14 protein-coding genes are annotated in these 15,790 nt (G+C 75.3%); 10 read left to right on the forward strand and 4 right to left on the reverse strand.

Annotated elements, in window-relative coordinates; genetic code table 11:
* The first annotated feature begins 20 nt into the window (after positions 1-20).
* Positions 21-752 carry a 16S rRNA (uracil(1498)-N(3))-methyltransferase gene (locus ABD811_RS20705; RefSeq protein WP_344950025.1) on the forward strand — a complete coding sequence of 244 codons (732 nt, stop codon included), beginning with the start codon at positions 21-23 and terminating at the stop codon, positions 750-752.
* A gap of 125 nt (positions 753-877) precedes the next feature.
* Here ABD811_RS20705 and ABD811_RS20710 read toward each other — a convergent pair whose 3' ends face one another.
* Positions 878-1,537: a hypothetical protein gene (locus tag ABD811_RS20710; RefSeq protein ID WP_344950027.1), complete on the reverse strand. Its 660-nt coding sequence runs from the start codon at positions 1,535-1,537 to the stop codon at positions 878-880.
* A 226-nt stretch (positions 1,538-1,763) separates the two neighbouring features.
* Complete coding sequence (locus ABD811_RS20715) at positions 1,764-2,306, reverse strand: SigE family RNA polymerase sigma factor (RefSeq protein ID WP_344950030.1); 543 nt, start codon at positions 2,304-2,306, stop codon at positions 1,764-1,766.
* A 338-nt stretch (positions 2,307-2,644) separates the two neighbouring features.
* Here ABD811_RS20715 and ABD811_RS20720 point away from each other — a divergent pair, with 338 nt between their 5' ends.
* The 4 genes from ABD811_RS20720 to ABD811_RS20735 all read left to right on the forward strand — a co-directional run bounded on the left by ABD811_RS20720 (position 2,645) and on the right by ABD811_RS20735 (position 6,101).
* The gene (locus tag ABD811_RS20720; RefSeq protein ID WP_344950033.1) at positions 2,645-2,989 is read left to right on the forward strand and encodes a histidine triad nucleotide-binding protein; all 345 of its coding nucleotides are present in this window, start codon (positions 2,645-2,647) and stop codon (positions 2,987-2,989) included.
* A 159-nt stretch (positions 2,990-3,148) separates the two neighbouring features.
* Complete coding sequence (locus ABD811_RS20725; RefSeq protein ID WP_344950036.1) at positions 3,149-4,204, forward strand: PhoH family protein; 1,056 nt, start codon at positions 3,149-3,151, stop codon at positions 4,202-4,204.
* Complete coding sequence (gene ybeY, locus ABD811_RS20730; RefSeq protein WP_344950039.1) at positions 4,205-4,684, forward strand: rRNA maturation RNase YbeY; 480 nt, start codon at positions 4,205-4,207, stop codon at positions 4,682-4,684.
* A gap of 106 nt (positions 4,685-4,790) precedes the next feature.
* On the forward strand, positions 4,791-6,101 hold the full coding sequence (locus tag ABD811_RS20735; RefSeq protein ID WP_344950042.1) for a hemolysin family protein: 1,311 nt from the start codon (positions 4,791-4,793) through the stop codon (positions 6,099-6,101).
* A gap of 53 nt (positions 6,102-6,154) precedes the next feature.
* Here ABD811_RS20735 and ABD811_RS20740 read toward each other — a convergent pair whose 3' ends face one another.
* Entirely contained in the window at positions 6,155-6,496 is a 342-nt protein-coding gene (locus tag ABD811_RS20740; RefSeq protein WP_344950045.1) for a cytidine deaminase, read from the reverse strand.
* Between the two features lie 140 nt (positions 6,497-6,636).
* Between ABD811_RS20740 and ABD811_RS20745 the strand changes: the two genes are divergently transcribed.
* From ABD811_RS20745 to era, 3 genes are all read left to right on the forward strand, one after another.
* Complete coding sequence (locus ABD811_RS20745; protein WP_344950048.1) at positions 6,637-8,775, forward strand: MMPL family transporter; 2,139 nt, start codon at positions 6,637-6,639, stop codon at positions 8,773-8,775.
* A gap of 79 nt (positions 8,776-8,854) precedes the next feature.
* Positions 8,855-12,223 carry an ATP-binding protein gene (locus ABD811_RS20750; RefSeq protein ID WP_344950051.1) on the forward strand — a complete coding sequence of 1,123 codons (3,369 nt, stop codon included), beginning with the start codon at positions 8,855-8,857 and terminating at the stop codon, positions 12,221-12,223.
* A 59-nt stretch (positions 12,224-12,282) separates the two neighbouring features.
* Positions 12,283-13,224: a GTPase Era gene (gene era / locus ABD811_RS20755; RefSeq protein ID WP_344950176.1), complete on the forward strand. Its 942-nt coding sequence runs from the start codon at positions 12,283-12,285 to the stop codon at positions 13,222-13,224.
* Between the two features lie 39 nt (positions 13,225-13,263).
* On the opposite strand, the gene ABD811_RS20760 is transcribed toward era, so the two are convergent.
* Positions 13,264-14,217 carry a hypothetical protein gene (locus ABD811_RS20760; RefSeq protein ID WP_344950054.1) on the reverse strand — a complete coding sequence of 318 codons (954 nt, stop codon included), beginning with the start codon at positions 14,215-14,217 and terminating at the stop codon, positions 13,264-13,266.
* Positions 14,218-14,319: 102 nt separating this feature from the next.
* Here ABD811_RS20760 and ABD811_RS20765 point away from each other — a divergent pair, with 102 nt between their 5' ends.
* Both ABD811_RS20765 and ddaH read left to right on the forward strand, forming a co-directional pair.
* Entirely contained in the window at positions 14,320-14,931 is a 612-nt protein-coding gene (locus ABD811_RS20765) for a tellurite resistance TerB family protein (RefSeq protein WP_344950057.1), read from the forward strand.
* Positions 14,928-15,725, forward strand: a complete 798-nt coding sequence (gene ddaH / locus ABD811_RS20770) for a dimethylargininase (protein WP_344950059.1) — start codon at positions 14,928-14,930, stop codon at positions 15,723-15,725. Before ABD811_RS20765 ends, ddaH begins: the two co-directional genes overlap by 4 nt.
* The last annotated feature ends 65 nt before the right edge of the window (positions 15,726-15,790 follow it).

Consider the following 15,790-nt stretch of genomic DNA (forward strand, 5'->3'; position numbering starts at 1 on the left):
ACCAGTAGGAAACGGGAATCGTGTCTCCGCCGGTCTTCCTGGCCGAGTCCTCCGCGCTGGAGGGCGACCGCGTCCTGCTCGGCGGGCCGGAGGGCCGGCACGCGGCCACCGTGCGCCGGCTGCGGCCCGGCGAGCGCGTCGACCTCACCGACGGCGCCGGGCTGCTGGCCGAGTGCGTGGTGGCCGCCGCCGACCGGGCGTCGCTGACCCTGGACGTGCTCACGCGGCACCGCCACGAGCGCCCTGAGCCGCGTCTGGTGGTCGTCCAGGCCCTGCCCAAGGGCGAGCGGGGCGAGCTGGCCGTGGAGACGATGACCGAGGCGGGCGTGGACGAGATCGTCCCGTGGGCCGCGGCCCGCTGCGTCACGCAGTGGCGCCCGGAGAAACGCGACAAGGCCCTGGGACGCTGGCGCACCGCCGCCCGGGAGGCCGCCAAGCAGGCCCGCCGCAGCTGGCTGCCGGAGGTGCCGCCGCTGGCCGCCACCGCCGACGTCGAGGCCCGGGTCGCCGCCGCTGCCTGCGCCGTCGTCCTGCACGAGGAGGCCGGCGAGCCGCTCAGCGCGCTGCGGCCGCCCGGCAGCGGCGACATCGTGGTGATCGTCGGGCCGGAGGGCGGCATCGCCCCCGAGGAACTCGACCGGTTCGCCGCCGCCGGGGCGCGTCCGGTCCGCCTGGGCCCGACCGTCCTGCGCACCTCCACCGCGGGCGTGGCGGCCGCGGCCGTCCTGCTGGCCGCCACCGGCCGCTGGTAGGCCGCCCGTCAGGGCATGCGCATGGCGCAGGCATGGCGGGTGTTTCCGGGCATGCGGAAGCCGATCCCGGGCTGGAGGGATCGCGGAGTGTGGGATTGTGAGCGCTCGGCTCGGTGACCGTCAGATCACTCTGGGGCCACGGCGGGCGCGTCGGTAGAGGCGGGAGCGGGCTCGCTCGACGTCGGTGCCTCCGGCTGCTCGGTGGGCTCGCTGGGAGGCGTCGTCGTCGGCGTGGTGGGCGGCGGTTGCGTGGGCGGGGTCGGCGACGTCGGCGGGGTCGAGCACGTGCCGCTCTGCTGCGGGGCGGGGGAGCCGCTGGCGGACGGCCGGTCCGTCGTGGTGTCGCCGGGACCGCACGCGGGTGAGCCGCTGGCGGTCGGCGGGGTGGAGGAGACGGACGCCGAAGGGTCGTCGCCGGGAGCGCTGCCGTAGGAGTCCGGGACGCGGGTGCCGGGCGGCACGCCGGGGACGCCGGGCGTCGACCCGTTCCGCGCGGTCTGCTCGTGACCGTCGGACGAGCCGTTGCCGCCGGCGGTCGACGACAGGAACCCCAGCGTCTGCGGCGCCGAGACGCCGAGCCCGGCGATCGCCACGGCGGTCGCGACCGCCAGCAGCGGACGCGCCCAGTTGGCGGTGAACCAGTCCCAGGAGAACCGGCGCCGGCGTCGGTCGTCGATGCGGCGGCGGATCCGCTCCAGGCCGTCGGCCGCGGGGGTGACCTTCTCCGCCTCCGCGTTGAGCGCACGGCGGAGGATGTCGCCGTACTCGTCGTGGGGGTCGGTCATGTCACTTCCGGGGCGAAGGGGGCGGCCCGCAGGCCGGTGGAGGCCCCGTCCTCCTTTCGATTGCTCGGTCGCGAGGGCGGCCCGCAGGCACGCGACGGCGGGTGCGGTTCCGCCGTCCCGTGCGCGGGGTCGCCCCTCAGGCGCGCGCCCCGGACGGCCCGCGGCGCGGCGGGGCCGCCCCTCGGCCGGCCGGAGGACCCGGACGGCCTCAGGTGCTGGGTGGAAGTCACGAGAACTGCTCCAGGACGTTGCGCAGCGCGGCCATCCCGCGGGCCGTGTGGCTCTTGACGGCGCCCCGGCTGATGCCCATCGCGCTGGCGATCTCCGCTTCGGACAGGTCGGCGTAGTAGCGCAGCACCAGTGCCTCCCGCTGGCGGGCGGGCAGCCGGTGCAGCGCCTCGATCACCGCGCTGCGTTCCAGTTCGCCGATCGCGCCCGCCTCCGCACTGGGCGCGTCCGGGAGCCCCTTGGGGGCGTACTTCTCCACCACAGCGCGGTGCCGCAGCACCGACCGCGACCGGTTGACCACCGACTGACGCAGGTAGGACAGGGCCTTGTCGGGGTCGCGCAGGCGCCGCCAGCCGCCGTGCATGGCGACGAAGGCGTCCTGGACGACCTCCTCGGCCGTCCCGGCGTCGCGGACGAGCATCGCCGCGAGCCGCACCAGCGAACGGTAGTTGGCGCTGTAGAGGGCGGTCACCGCCTGATCGGCATCCCAGGCGACGGCCACCGCCCCCGCCGTGCCCCTGGCCACGAGGGTCTCGGTCACGTCTGTGGGACGCGCACCCTCGTCGTCCGGTTTACGAAAGGGCATGTTCCTGCCAACCTCGGTCACCTATCCGCCGCCTTTGCCGTCCCCCGGCCATCCGTTCGGATGAGGTGCCTTCGGGACGGCGTGCATGGCGAACCCGACCGGCCGACAAGGCGGGAGGCGCAGGGGTTTCGAACCGGGGGGTACGCCAGGGTTGCAACCTTAATCCAGCGGACCGGTGGAATGCGGCCGATCCGTCAATGGTTGATCGGCGAGACCCTATCCAGCGCGGGCGTCCGCGGCCACGCGCCGGACGCCGCTCGGTAGGATTCGGGCACGATCGCGGAGGGAGACCGATGACCGACTGCCTGTTCTGCAAGATCGTTTCGGGGGACGTGCCCGCCAAGGTCGTCCGCGAGTCGGCGCGCACCGTGGCGTTCCGCGACATCAACCCCCAGGCCCCCACGCACGTGCTGGTGATCCCCCGCGACCACCATCCGAGCGTGGCCGACCTGGCCGCCGCCGACGCCGGCCTGCTGGCCGAGGTGCTGAGCGAGGCGCACCAGGTGGCCGTGGACGAGGGCGTGGCCGAGACGGGCTACCGGGTGGTGTTCAACACCGGTCCCCAGGCGGGGCAGACGGTCTTCCACGTGCACGCGCACGTCCTCGGCGGGCGCGGGCTGAACTGGCCGCCCGGCTGACGGGCGGGCGGGCCGCCGCCGTTTCCCCGGCGGCGCCGCGGGTAGCCACCGAAAATACGGCGGCGTCATGTCGCGAGCGGCCAGTACCATGGATGGCGACATACGCGGAAACCCGGTAGCGACAGAAGGCAGGTCGAAGAAGGCCGTAAGGCCCGGCTGATGGTCGAATCAACTCACCTGGAGCGCGACGACCGCACGGCCACGCGCTCCCAGATCAAGATCGTGGTGCCGGACGACCACTCCATGGTGAGCCTGCTGGGCTCCCGGGACGAGTTGCTCCACGTCATCGAACGCGCGTTCCACAGCGACATCCACGTCCGGGGCAACGAGATCACCGTGACCGGGGCGGAGGCGGAGACCGAGCTGGTCTCCCGCCTGTTCGCCGAGCTCATCGAGCTGCTCAAGGGCGGCACGCCGCTCACCCCCGACGCCGTGGAGCGCAGCCTGGCGATGTTGCGGAACCAGACCGAGGAGCGCCCCGCCGAGGTGCTCACCCTGGACGTGCTGTCCAGCCGGGGCCGGACCATCCGCCCCAAGACCCTCAACCAGAAGCGGTACGTCGACTCGATCGACAAGCACACGATCGTGTTCGGCATCGGCCCGGCGGGCACCGGAAAGACCTACCTGGCGATGGCCAAGGCGGTCCGGGCCCTGCAGGACAAGAAGGTCAACCGGATCATCCTGACCCGTCCGGCGGTGGAGGCGGGCGAGCGCCTGGGCTTCCTGCCCGGCACGCTCTACGAGAAGATCGATCCGTACCTGCGCCCGCTGTACGACGCGCTGCACGACATGGTCGACCCCGACTCCATCCCCAAGCTGATGGCCGCGGGCACCATCGAGGTCGCGCCCCTGGGGTACATGCGCGGCAGGACCCTGAACGACTCGTTCATCATCCTCGACGAGGCGCAGAACACCACGCCCGAGCAGATGAAGATGTTCCTGACACGCCTGGGCTTCGGGTCCAAGGTGGTCGTCACCGGCGACGTCACCCAGGTCGACCTGCCCAGCGGGCAGCAGAGCGGGCTGCGCGTCGTCCAGGAGATCCTCGAAGGGATCGACGACATCCACTTCTGCCGGCTCACCAGCCACGACGTCGTCCGGCACAAGCTGGTCACCGACATCGTGGACGCCTACAACCGCTACGACGAGTCGCGGGTGCCGGGCATCAAGCAGGGTGCGGCGGGGCGCGGGTCGTCCCGCAAGCGGGGGCGGTAGATGAGCATCGAGGTGCTGAACGAGTCCGGCGTGCGGGTCGACGAGGGCGACCTGGTGGCGCTGGCCCGGCACGTGCTGGACGGCATGCGGGTGCACCCCTTGGCCGAGCTGTCGGTGCTGCTGGTGGACGAGGCCGCCATGAGCGAGCTGCACGAGAAGTGGATGGGCGAGCCGGGCCCCACCGACGTGCTGGCCTTCCCGATGGACGAGCTGCGTCCCGGGTCGATGTCGGGCGGCACCGAGGACGAGGACGAACCCGACCCCGGGCTGCTGGGCGACGTCGTCCTGTGCCCGGCGGTCGCCGAGCGGCAGGCCGCGCAGGCGGGCCACAGCACCGAGGACGAGCTGCGGCTGCTGTGCACGCACGGCATCCTGCACCTGCTCGGGTACGACCACGCCGAGCCCGAGGAGCACAAGGAGATGTTCGGGCTGCAGGCCGAGCTGCTGAAGTCCTGGCGGGACAAACGCGCGGAGCGATGAACACGGGTGGGCGCCCGGCGCTCCGGGCGGACGATCGGCGGAGGCCGGGGGCCTGCGCCCCCACCTCGCCGCGCCCGCCGCACCGTGCGGTGAGCGGAGCGGGGCGATGAACACTGCGCAGGGATGGCTGCTCGGGCTGGCGGCCGGGCTGGTGGTCCTGGCCGGGCTGCTGGCCGGCACCGAGGCGGCGCTGGCCCGGGTGTCGCGCGTCCGGGTCGAGGAGCTGCTGCGGGATGGGCGGCGCGGGGCCCGGCGGCTGGCCGAGGTGGTCGCCGACCCGGCGCGGTACGTCAACATGGTCCTGCTGCTGCGGATCAGCTGCGAGCTGGTGGCGACCGTGCTGGTCGCCGACCTGTGCATCGCGTGGCTGGACGAGACCTGGCGGGCCTACGTGGTGGCCGCCGCGATCATGATCGTGGTGAGCTACGTGGCGGTCGGGGTGGGCCCGCGCACGCTGGGCCTGCAGCACGCCGACCGGATCGCGCTGGCCGGGGCCGCGGTGATCCATCCCGTGACGCGGGTGTTCGGGCCGCTGCCGCGGCTGCTGATCTGGCTGGGCAACGCGCTGACGCCGGGCCGCGGGTTCCGCGAGGGCCCGTTCGCCTCCGAGGCCGAGCTGCGCGACCTGGTCGACCTGGCCGAGCAGCGCAGCCTGATCGAGCCGGGCGAGCGGCAGATGATCCACTCGGTGTTCGAGCTGGGCGACACGCTGGTGCGCGAGGTCATGGTGCCGCGCACCGACATCGTGTTCATCGAGCGCGGCAAGACGCTGCGGCAGGCGATGTCGCTGGCGCTGCGCAGCGGCTTCTCCCGCATCCCGGTGGTGGGGGAGAACGAGGACGACGTCGTCGGCATCGCCTACCTGAAGGACGTGGTGCGCCGCGTCCACGAGAGCCCCGGCGGGGAGACCTCCGAGAAGGTGTCCTCGGTGATGCGTCCGGCCACCTACGTGCCCGACAGCAAGCCCATCGACGAGCTGCTGCGCGAGATGCAGGCCCGGCAGATCCACCTGGCGATCGTGATCGACGAGTACGGCGGCACCGCCGGGCTGGTCACCATCGAGGACATCCTCGAGGAGATCGTCGGGGAGATCGCCGACGAGTACGACGTCGAGGCGCCCCGGGTGGAGTGGCTGGACGACGACACCGCCCGGGTCACCGCCCGGCTGCCCGTGGAGGACCTGGCCGAGCTGTTCGACGTGGAGATCGACGTCGAGGAGGTCGAGACCGTCGGCGGGCTGCTGGCCCACGCGCTGGGCCGCGTGCCCATCGAGGGCGCCACGGCCGGGGTGGCGGGCCTGACGCTGCGCGCCGAGAGCATCGCCGGGCGGCGCAACCGCATCGGGACGGTGCTGGTGCGGCGGGTCCGCACCGAGCCCCGGGAGGAGACCGCCGAACGCGCCGAGTCGACGACCTGAGGCCCTGACGACCTGAGGCCTTAGGCGGCGCGTGCGGCAGTCCGAGCGCAGGGTCAGCCGGGCTGGACGGTGCCGCGCAGGGTGCCGTCGGGCGCCGCGACCAGCAGGGGGGCCTTGGCGCCGAGGTCGCGGACGGCGGCGATGTCGGCGTCGCGGGCGGTGTCGTCGGCGGTGACCAGGGCGGCGGCCTCCAGGTCGTCGGCGCCGCTGGACACGGCCATGGCCACGGCCACCTGCAGGGCCGACAGCTTCAGCGACGGCAGGTCAACGGTGCAGGCCGCGTAGGTGCGGCCGGTGTCGTCGCGGACGGCCGCGCCCTCGGCGGCGCCGGTGCGGGCCCGGGTGGACCGGGCCAACGTGATGATCTTGCTGTCCTCGGCGCTCAGTTCGCTCACGGTGCCCAGCCTAGAGCGCCGTCCCCGGGCCCCGGGGCGCGGGTCAGGCGTCCAGGGGCGCGGGCCGCAAGTGGGCGGCAAGTGGACGGCAAGGGCGGGCGGCGACGCTCGGTGCGTCCATTCACGCACGGGGAGCCGGAATGTCACGTCTGCTCTACCGCCTGGGACGGGCCGCCGCGCTGCGTCCCTGGCGGATGATCGTCATCTGGGTGGTGCTGGTGGGGGCGGTCGGCGGCGTCGCGGGCGTCGCCGGGGGCGCGCTGCACGACGACTACACCCTCGCCGGCACGGGCTCGCAGCGGGCCACGGACCTGCTGAGGGATCGTTTCCCGGCGCTGTCGGGGGCCGACGCCCGGGTCGTGGTGCACGCCGAGCGGGGGCGCGTCGACCAGGCGCGGCTGGCCGACGCCGGGGCCCGGCTGGCGCGCCTGCCGCACGTCAGCGTGGTGGAGCCGCCGCAGCCGAGCCGCGACGGCGCCACCGCGTACTTCACGGTCCGCTACGACGTGCCCGTCACCGACCTGAAGCCCGGGCCGACGCTGGACCGGCTGCGCGAGGCCGCCGGGCCCCTGGAGGCGGCCGGGTACCAGGTCGAGTTCGGCGGGATGGTGCCCGAGAACGTCACCGCGCCGGGCGGTGCGGCCGAGGCGGTGGGCGTCGGCGCGGCGCTGGTCATCCTGCTGCTGGCGTTCGGGTCGGTGGTGGCGGCGGGCCTGCCGCTGGTGGTGGCGCTGGCCGGGCTGGGCGCCGGGGTGTCGGGCATCACCATCGTGGCGGCGTTCACCAACGTGGCGACGACCGCGCCGACCATGGCGATCATGGTGGGGCTGGGCGTCGGCATCGACTACGCGCTGTTCATCCTCACCCGGCATCGCGAGGGCCTGGCCGAGGGGCTGGACGTGCCCGAGTCGGTCGGCCGCGCCACCGCCACCGCGGGCCAGTCGGTGATCTTCGCGGGGGTGACGGTGCTGCTGGCGCTGTGCGGGCTGCTGCTGTCGCGCATTCCGGTGTTCATCACCATGGGGTTCACCACCGGGATCGTCGTCGCCGCGACCGTGGCGAGCGCGGTGACGCTGCTGCCGGCCGTGCTGGGCCTGGCGGGCCGGCGGGTGCTGCGCAGGCGCGACCGCGCCGCCGGGGCGAAGATCGCCGTGGAGTCGCCGCGCGTGCGGCGGTGGGCCGACGGGGTGGCGCGCCGTCCCTGGGCGTGGCTGCTCGCCGCGCTGGTGCTCATGCTGACGCTGGCCGCGCCCGCCCTGGACATGCGCACCTGGCCGAGCGACGCCAGCAGCGAACCGACGTCCAACACCGTGCGCCGCGCGTACGACCTGATGGCCGAGGCGTACGGGCCGGGCGCCAACGGCCCGCTGCTGGTGACGGTGGACCTGCGGCGCGCCGACCCCGCCGGGCTGCCCGCGCTGCGCGACCGGCTCGCCGCCACGGAGGGCGTGGTGGCCGTGCCGCCCGCGCGGCTGTCCCCCGATCGCAGCGCCGCCGTGGTGCCGGTCGTCCCCGCCTACGGGCCGCAGGACGAGCGGGTCACCGGGCTGGTCGAGCGGATCCGCGCCGACGCGCTGCCGGACGGTGCCGAGGTCACCGGGTTCACGGCGATCTACGTGGATCTGGCGCGGGTGCTGGACGAGCGGTTGTGGCCGGTGATCGGCGTGGTCGTCGCCACCTCGTTCCTCATGCTGATGGTGGTGTTCCGGTCGCTGGTGACGCCGCTGAAGGCCGCCGCGATGAACCTGCTGTCGATCGGCGCGGCCTACGGGGTGCTGACGGCGGTGTTCCAGTGGGGCTGGGGCGCCGAGCTGCTGGGCCTGCCGCACAGCGTGCCGGTGTCCAGCTTCATCGTGCTGCTGATGTTCGCGGTGCTGTTCGGCGTGTCCATGGACTACGAGGTGTTCCTGCTGTCGCGGGTGCGGGAGGAGTGGCTGCGCACCGGGGACGCGCGCGGCTCGGTCGGCGTCGGCCTGGCCGCCACCGGACGCGTCATCTCCAGCGCCGCGATCATCATGGTGGCGGTGTTCCTCGGGTTCGCCCTGGACCCCGGGCTGGTGATCAAGCAGATGGGCGTCGGGCTGGCCGTGGCGGTCGCGCTGGACGCCACCGTGGTGCGGCTGGTGCTGGTGCCCGCCGCGATGACGCTGCTGGGACGGGCCAACTGGTGGCTGCCGCGTCCGCTGGAGCGGGTGCTGCCGGCGATCGACGTGCACGGCGGCGCGGCCCCCGAGTCGGCGGACGCGGCCGTCGCCGAGCGCGAGCCCAGCCGCGCCTAACGCGCCGCCGTGCCGCGCCGGGCCGTACGGGGCGGCCCGGCGCGGCCTCCGCCGGGGGGCGGTTTACGCTGGCCGGGAAATGGCGATCATTCGCGTGCTCGGCAGCTTCGAGGTGCGGGTCGGCGGGGCGGCGGCCGACCTCGGCGGGCCCCGCCAGCGGTCCGTGCTGGCCAGGCTGGTCGCGGCGCACGGGCTGATGGTCCCGGCCGAGCGGCTCGTGGTGGATCTGTGGCCCGGCGGGGCGCCGCCGCGCGCCCTGGCCGGGCTGCAGTCGTTCGTCTCCCATCTGCGGCGCGCGCTGGAACCGGCGCGTCCACCGCGCAGCCCCGCCCGCGTGCTCGTGACGGCGCCGCCCGGATACGTGCTGCGGCTGCCGGTGGACGACGTCGACGCCTGGCGGTTCGACGCGCTGGTCGACCGGGCGGCCGAGGCGCTGGACGCCGGCGACGCGGCCGGGGCGCGCCGCCGGGCCGAGGACGCGCTGGGGCAGTGGCGCGGCCCCGCCTACGCCGAGTTCGCCGACCTGCCCTGGGCCGCGGCGGAGGCGAACCGGCTGGACGAGCGGCGCCGCCTCGCCGTCGAACGGCGCGCCGAGGCCATGCTGCGCCTGGGCGCGGCGGCCGAGGCCGTCCCCGACCTGGAGGCCCACGCCGCCGACCATCCGCTGCGCGAGGAGGCGTGGCGGCTGCTGGCGCTGGCCCTCTACCGGACGGGCCGTCAGGGCGATGCCCTGGGGGCGCTGCGCCGGGCCCGCGCCGCCCTGACCGAGGAGCTGGGCGTCGACCCGGGACCGGCGCTGCGGCGCCTGGAGGCCGACATCCTCGCTCAGGACCCGCACCTCGACGACGGCGTCCTCCCGGCCCCGGACCGGCCAAAGTTGCGGCTCGCCCCCGCCGTCCCTGCCGAGCCGCCGCTGCCGGGCGGGACGCCGTTCTTCGGACGCGAGACCGAACTGGCCCGTCTCGCCGACGCCGCCCGCGCCGCCGCCGCCGGACGCTGCGTCGTCGCGCTCGTCAGCGGGGACGCGGGCATGGGCAAGACCTCCCTGGTCGAACGGCTCGCGCAGGCCCTTGCGGGCGACGGGTGGACGTGCGGCTGGGGCCGGGCGCCCGAGACCGGCGGCGCCCCGGCGGCCTGGCCGTGGGCCGAGCTGCTGCAAGATCTGGCCGCAGCGCGGCCGCCCGGCGATGACCTGGCCCGCCGCCTCGGCCCGCTCCTCGCCGACGGTCACGGCGGCGCCGCCACCGTGCGGGACGGCGACGTCACCAGCGGACGGTTCCGGCTGCACCTGGCCGTCGGCGACTACCTCGCCCGGCTCGCCGGGGAGGCGCCGCTCCTGCTCGTCCAGGACGACCTGCACTGGGCCGACCAGGAGACCCTCGACCTGCTCGCCCAGCTGGCGCCGCGGCTGCGCGACCGGCCCGTCATGATCGTCGGCACGTACCGGCAGACCGAGACGCCCGAGCGGCTCGCCGCCGCCCTGGCCGTCCTGGCCCGCCGGGAGCCGGTGCGGGTCGAGCTGTCCGGCCTGGCCGCCGCCGACGTGGCCGCGCTGGTGCGCGCCACCTGCGCCGCCGAGGTGGACGAGGGGGCGCTGGCCGCCATCGCCGAACGCACCGGCGGCAACCCGTTCTTCGCCCGCGAGACCGCCCGCCTGGTGGACGCCGAGGGGGTCGCCGCGGCCGTGCGGGGCGTCCCGGCGGGCGTCGGGGACGTGCTGCGCCGCCGCGTCGCCCGGCTGCCCGAGCCCGCCCGGCAGGCGCTGCGGTACGCGGCGGTGCTGGGCCGCGACGCCGACCTGCCCGTGCTGGCCGACGCGTCCGGCGCCGGCGAGGACGCGGTGATCGACGCGGTGGACGCCGCGCTCGCCGCGGGCCTGGTGGTCGAGCCCGCCGCCGGGCGCATCCGCTTCGCGCACGCGCTGGTCCGCGACGCCCTCGCCGGGGAGCTGTCGCACGCCCGCCGCACCCGGATGCACGGCCGCCTGGCCGCCGCGCTGGAACGGCACCGTCCCGGCGAGGTGGCCGCCATCGCCCACCACTACCTGGCCGCCGGGACCGAGCCGGGCAAGGCCGTCCACTACGCCCGGCTCGCCGCCGCCGCGGCCGAGACGCGTTTCGCCCACCAGGCCGCGGCCGAGCTGTGGCGGCAGGTCGCCGACACGCTGCGCGACCGGCCCGAGGCCGGGACCGTCCGCGAACGCCTGACGGCCGAGGCCGCCGCGATCCGCGCGTGCGCGCTGGCCGGTCAGGTCGTGCGGGCGCGGGAACGGCGGCGCGGCGCCATCGCGGCCGCCCGCGCGTCCGGCGACCCCGAGCTGCTCGCCCGGGTCATCGTCGCCTTCGACGTGCCGACCCTGTGGACCAGCCGCGAGTACGGCATGCTGGACCGGGACGTCATCGACGCCGCCGAGGAGGCCCTGGCCCGGCTGCCCGCCGCGGCCGAGGAGCTGCGCGTGCGGCTGCTCACCACACTGGCGATCGAGCTGGACGGGGAGCCGAGCGACCGCAACGTCCGCGCCGCCGAGGAGGCGCTGGCGGCCGCCCGCCGCCTCGGCCGTCCCGAACTGCTGGCCGTGGCGCTCAACGGCCGCTTCCTCAACGCCTACCGGGGCCCGGACGACCACGAGCTGCGCCGCGCCCTCGGCATGGAACTGCTGCGGCTGGCCACCGACCACGACCTGGCCGTCTACGCCGTCCTGGCCCATCTGCAGATCCACCAGGCCGCCGTCGCCGCCCTGGACCTGGACGCCGCGCAGGAGCACCTGGAGGCGGGCCGGCGCCTGGCCGAGCGGTACGACATGCCGCTGCTGGCGCAGATCGCCGGCTGGTTCCGCGCGCTCGGCCACGCGTTCGCCGCCCGCTACGAGGATGCCGAACGCGTCTACGCCGAGGTGGGCAGGGCCATCGGACGCACCGGCATCTGGAGCAGCGAACGCGGCATGCAGTTCCTCGGCGTGTTCGCGCTGCGGCTGATGCAGGGACGGGCCGGGGAACTGGTCGACGAGGCGCGCTGGGTGTGGCGGCAGTGGCCGCACGTCGGCGCCACCGCCGACGTCTACGCGCTGGCGCTGGCCGGCGCGGGCCGCGTGGCCGAGGCCCGCCGGGTCGCCGCCGAAGCGGGCCCGGGTCGCGTCGACTACTTCTTCGACCTGGTCACGGCCGTGCGCGGCCACCGCGCCATCGCCCTGGACCAGCGGGACCTGGCCGCGGAGATGTACGAGGCGCTGCTGCCGTACGAGGGCCACGTCACCGGCGCCGCCACCGCCGTCGCCACGATCGGGCCAGTCGCGCACACCCTCGGCGACCTGGCCGCCTACCTGGAGCTTCCCGACCGTGCCGCCGCCCACTACCGCCGTGCCGCCGAGGTCGCGGAATCGGTCGGCTCGGCGCACTGGGCGGCGGTGGCCCGCGACGCCCTGCGGGCCCTCGGCGCCCCCGCCGCCTGACACCGCGTCCTGGACGTCCGCCCGGGTGAGGGACAATTGACGGCGTGAGAGCTGACAGGGTGACATCGCCGGGCGACCCCGAGGGGACGGCGCCCGAGGAGGGGGCGACGTTCAGATCCGGGTTCGCCTGCTTCGTGGGGCGGCCGAACGTGGGGAAGTCGACGCTGATGAACGCCCTGGTCGGCACCAAGGTCGCGATCACCAGCGACCGCCCGCAGACCACCCGACGGGCGATCCGCGGCATCGTGCACCGGCCCGACGCGCAGCTGGTGGTCGTGGACACCCCCGGCCTGCACAAGCCGCGCACGCTGCTGGGGGAGCGGCTGGACAGCCTGGTGCGCTCCACGCTGACCGAGGTCGACGTCATCGGGTTCTGCGTGCCCGCCGACCAGCCGGTCGGGCCCGGCGACCGGTTCATCGCCCGCGAGCTGGCCAACGTCAGGCGCACGCCCGTCGTCGCGATCGTCACCAAGACCGACCTGGCCGACCCCGAGACGGTCGCCGCGCAGCTGCTGGCCGTCCAGGAGCTCGGCGAGTTCGCCGACATCGTCCCGTGCTCGGCCGAGAGCGGCTACCAGGTGGACGTGGTCGCCGACCTGCTGATCTCCCGTCTGCCCGAGGGCATGGCGCTGTACCCCGAGGGCGACCTGACCGACGAACCCGAGCAGGTGCTGGTCGCCGAGCTCATCCGCGAGGCCGCGCTGGAGGGCGTGCGCGACGAGCTGCCGCACTCCATCGCCGTGGTGGTGGAGGAGATGGCGCCGCGCGAGGGCCGCGACGACCTGGTCGACGTGTACGCGCACCTGTTCGTCGAGCGGCCGAGCCAGAAGGGCATCATCATCGGCCACAAGGGTGCGCGGCTGAAGGTGGTCGGCGCCCAGGCCCGCCGCCAGATCGAGGCCCTGCTGGGCACCAAGGTCTACCTCGATCTGCGGGTCAAGGTCGCCAAGGACTGGCAACGCGACCCCAAGCAGCTGCGCCGCCTGGGCTTCTACGACTGATCCCGACACGCCCCCCGAGGTGACCCGGCCGGCCCTCGGTCACGGCGGCGACCATGTCGCGGACTTGCCGGGCTCGCCTTTCTTGCCGGGCTGGTCTGTTTTGTTGGGCTCGTCTGCCGTGCCGGGCTTCGGCTCGGGGCCGGGCTCCTCCGGCTCGGCGGCCTGCTTCTGCTGGGTCTCCTGAGGCTCGGCGGCCTGCTTCTGTTCGGCGCCGGGCGCGTCCGGACGCGCCACGGGCTGCTCGGCGGCCGGCTCGGGGGCGGGCGGCCGGGCGTCGTACCACTGGGGCTGCGGGGGCTGCGGGGGCCGGGGAGGAGCGGGCCGGGCGGCGGGTTGCGACGAGCTCACCCGGGCGACGACGGGGCGGGCGAGGCCGAAGCCCAGCACCAGCAGGGACGCCGCCACCGCCAGGTACCAGCCGTACGCCGGGACGATCTCGTAGCCGAAGGGCGTGTCAGGGCCGACGAGCTGGTGCCGCGTCTCGTCCAGGCGCATCAGGAAGATGCCGGACGTGACCAGCGCCATCCCGCCGGGGACGGCGGTGAGCGACGAGACGCGCGGGTCGCCGGTGATCAGGCCCCAGAACGCCATGCCCAGCGCGGCCAGGGCCAGGACGGGGATCGCCGCGATCATCCCGTCGGCGTCCAGGCCCGTCGCCGAGCCCAGGTCGCGCGTCATCGTCTGGCCGAAGGCGCTCAGCACCACCCGCGCAGCCACCCACGGCAGGAACGCCGACACCAGCAGCACGGCCGCCGCGACCAGCACCCCGACGTTCCACAGCGTCCCCGCCCAGAACGGGGTACGGGGCGCGGGCGGCTCGACGGACGGGACCAGAGGCTGGGCCGGGGGCACGAGCGCCTGCCCGAGCCGCGGGTGACCGCCGGACGGCGGCAGGAAGTCCGGACGCCCCGTCTCCGGAACGGACCGTTCCACGGCGGGCCGGCCGTCCGGCCGCCGCGCGTCGTCCCCTTCGCGTTCAAGGTCACCGCTCACAAACCCAGCGTAAGGCGCGGCCACCGCGTCGTCCCGGACGGGCACGGCGGTCGGCGGACATCGGTACGTTGGAGTGGAGCCCGATACGGGAGGAGAGGCCCGGTGTTGCTAATTTTCGGCCTGTCGGTGTTCTTCCGCACGGTCAGCGAGGGCACGTTCCACTGCCCGCGCTGCGGCGGCGACCGGGCCTACCGGCGGCGGACGGGACGGCGCTGGTTCACGCTGTTCTTCCTGCCGGTGATCCCGCTCGGCCAGGTGGGGGAGGTCGTCGAGTGCCGGACCTGCCGGACGCGGTTCGCCCCGTCGGTGCTGCGCGCGCCGACCGCGCAGCAGATGGCCGCCGCGCTCCCGGCGGGCATGCGCGCCGCGGCCGGCCTGGTGCTGCGGGCGGGCGACCCGTCCGACGGCGCGGCCCGCGCGCGGGCGATCGAGGCCGTCACCGGGTACGGGGACGGCTACTACGACGACGAGGCGGTCGACGCCGACCTGCGGCTGCGGCCGGAGTTCCTGGAGGAGGAGATCTCCCGCGCCGGAGGGCAGCTCGCGGTCGAGGCCAAGGAGTGGTTCCTGGCGCAGGCCGTCCGCATCGGGCTCGCCGACGGCCCGCTCACCGAGCGGGAGCGGCAGACCCTGCACCACGTCGCCCACCTGCTGGGCATGTCCCGGGCGCACGCGCTCGGCGTGATCGTCACCACCGAGGGCGCGTCCAAGTGACCCCGGCGCAGCCGGGCACGGCCCTGGTGCGCGCGCCGGGGCCGCGGCTGGCCGAGGGGATCGTCACGCATCTCCAGCGCCGCCCCGTGGACGTCGGGCTCGCGATGCGCCAGCACGCCGAGTACGTGGCGGCGCTGGCGGACGCGGGCTGGCGGGTGCGCGCCGTCGAACCGTCCGACGCCCACCCCGACGCGGTGTTCGTCGAGGACACCGTCGTGGTGTGCGGCGACCTGGCCGTGCTGTGCCGGTCCGGGGCGCCGCGGCGGCGCGGCGAGACGGTCGCGACCGAGAAGCTCGTGCGCGAACTCGGCCTGCGGGTGGCCCGCGTCGAGGCGCCGGCCACCCTGGACGGCGGCGACGTGCTGCAGGCGGGCGGCACCGTCTACGTGGGACGCAGCGGACGCACCAACGAGGAGGGCATCTGCGAGCTGGCCCGGCTGCTCGGGGCGCGCCGGGTGGTGCCCGTCGCCGTCGACGGCCGCCTGCACCTGAAGTCGGCGATGACGGCGCTGCCCGACGGGTCGCTCATCGGCCTGCCCCAGCACGTCGACACCTCGGTGCTGCCGGGCCTGCGGGTGGCGCCCGAACCCGCCGGCGCGCACGTGGTGGTGCTCGGCCCCGACCACGTGCTGCTGGCCGCCTCCGCGCCGCGCACCGCCGAACGCCTCGCCGCCGACGGCTGGCGCGTCACCCGCGTCGACATCAGCGAGTTCGAGGCGCTGGAGGGCTGCGTCACCTGCCTGTCGGTGCTGATCCCCGGGGCCGTCCCGGGCGACCGTCCGGCCGGCCCGTGACGGCGCGTCGCGGCGCGGCGCCGCGGGTCTCAGATGGCGGACGCGGTTTCCGTTACATGGATGAG

The sequence above is a fragment of the Actinomadura miaoliensis genome, from assembly GCF_039536785.1.
Taxonomy (GTDB): Bacteria; Actinomycetota; Actinomycetes; order Streptosporangiales; family Streptosporangiaceae; genus Spirillospora; species Spirillospora miaoliensis.

Bases quoted from the DNA above. Each gene is read 5' to 3' on its own strand.
- ABD811_RS20710 (WP_344950027.1), bottom strand. From the start codon at position 1,537: ATGACCGACCCCCACGACGAGTACGGCGACATCCTCCGCCGTGCGCTC.
- ABD811_RS20720 (WP_344950033.1), top strand. From the start codon at position 2,645: ATGACCGACTGCCTGTTCTGCAAGATCGTTTCGGGGGACGTGCCCGCC.
- ABD811_RS20725 (WP_344950036.1), top strand. From the start codon at position 3,149: ATGGTCGAATCAACTCACCTGGAGCGCGACGACCGCACGGCCACGCGC.
- ybeY (WP_344950039.1), top strand. From the start codon at position 4,205: ATGAGCATCGAGGTGCTGAACGAGTCCGGCGTGCGGGTCGACGAGGGC.
- ABD811_RS20735 (WP_344950042.1), top strand. From the start codon at position 4,791: ATGAACACTGCGCAGGGATGGCTGCTCGGGCTGGCGGCCGGGCTGGTG.
- ABD811_RS20745 (WP_344950048.1), top strand. From the start codon at position 6,637: ATGTCACGTCTGCTCTACCGCCTGGGACGGGCCGCCGCGCTGCGTCCC.
- ABD811_RS20750 (WP_344950051.1), top strand. From the start codon at position 8,855: ATGGCGATCATTCGCGTGCTCGGCAGCTTCGAGGTGCGGGTCGGCGGG.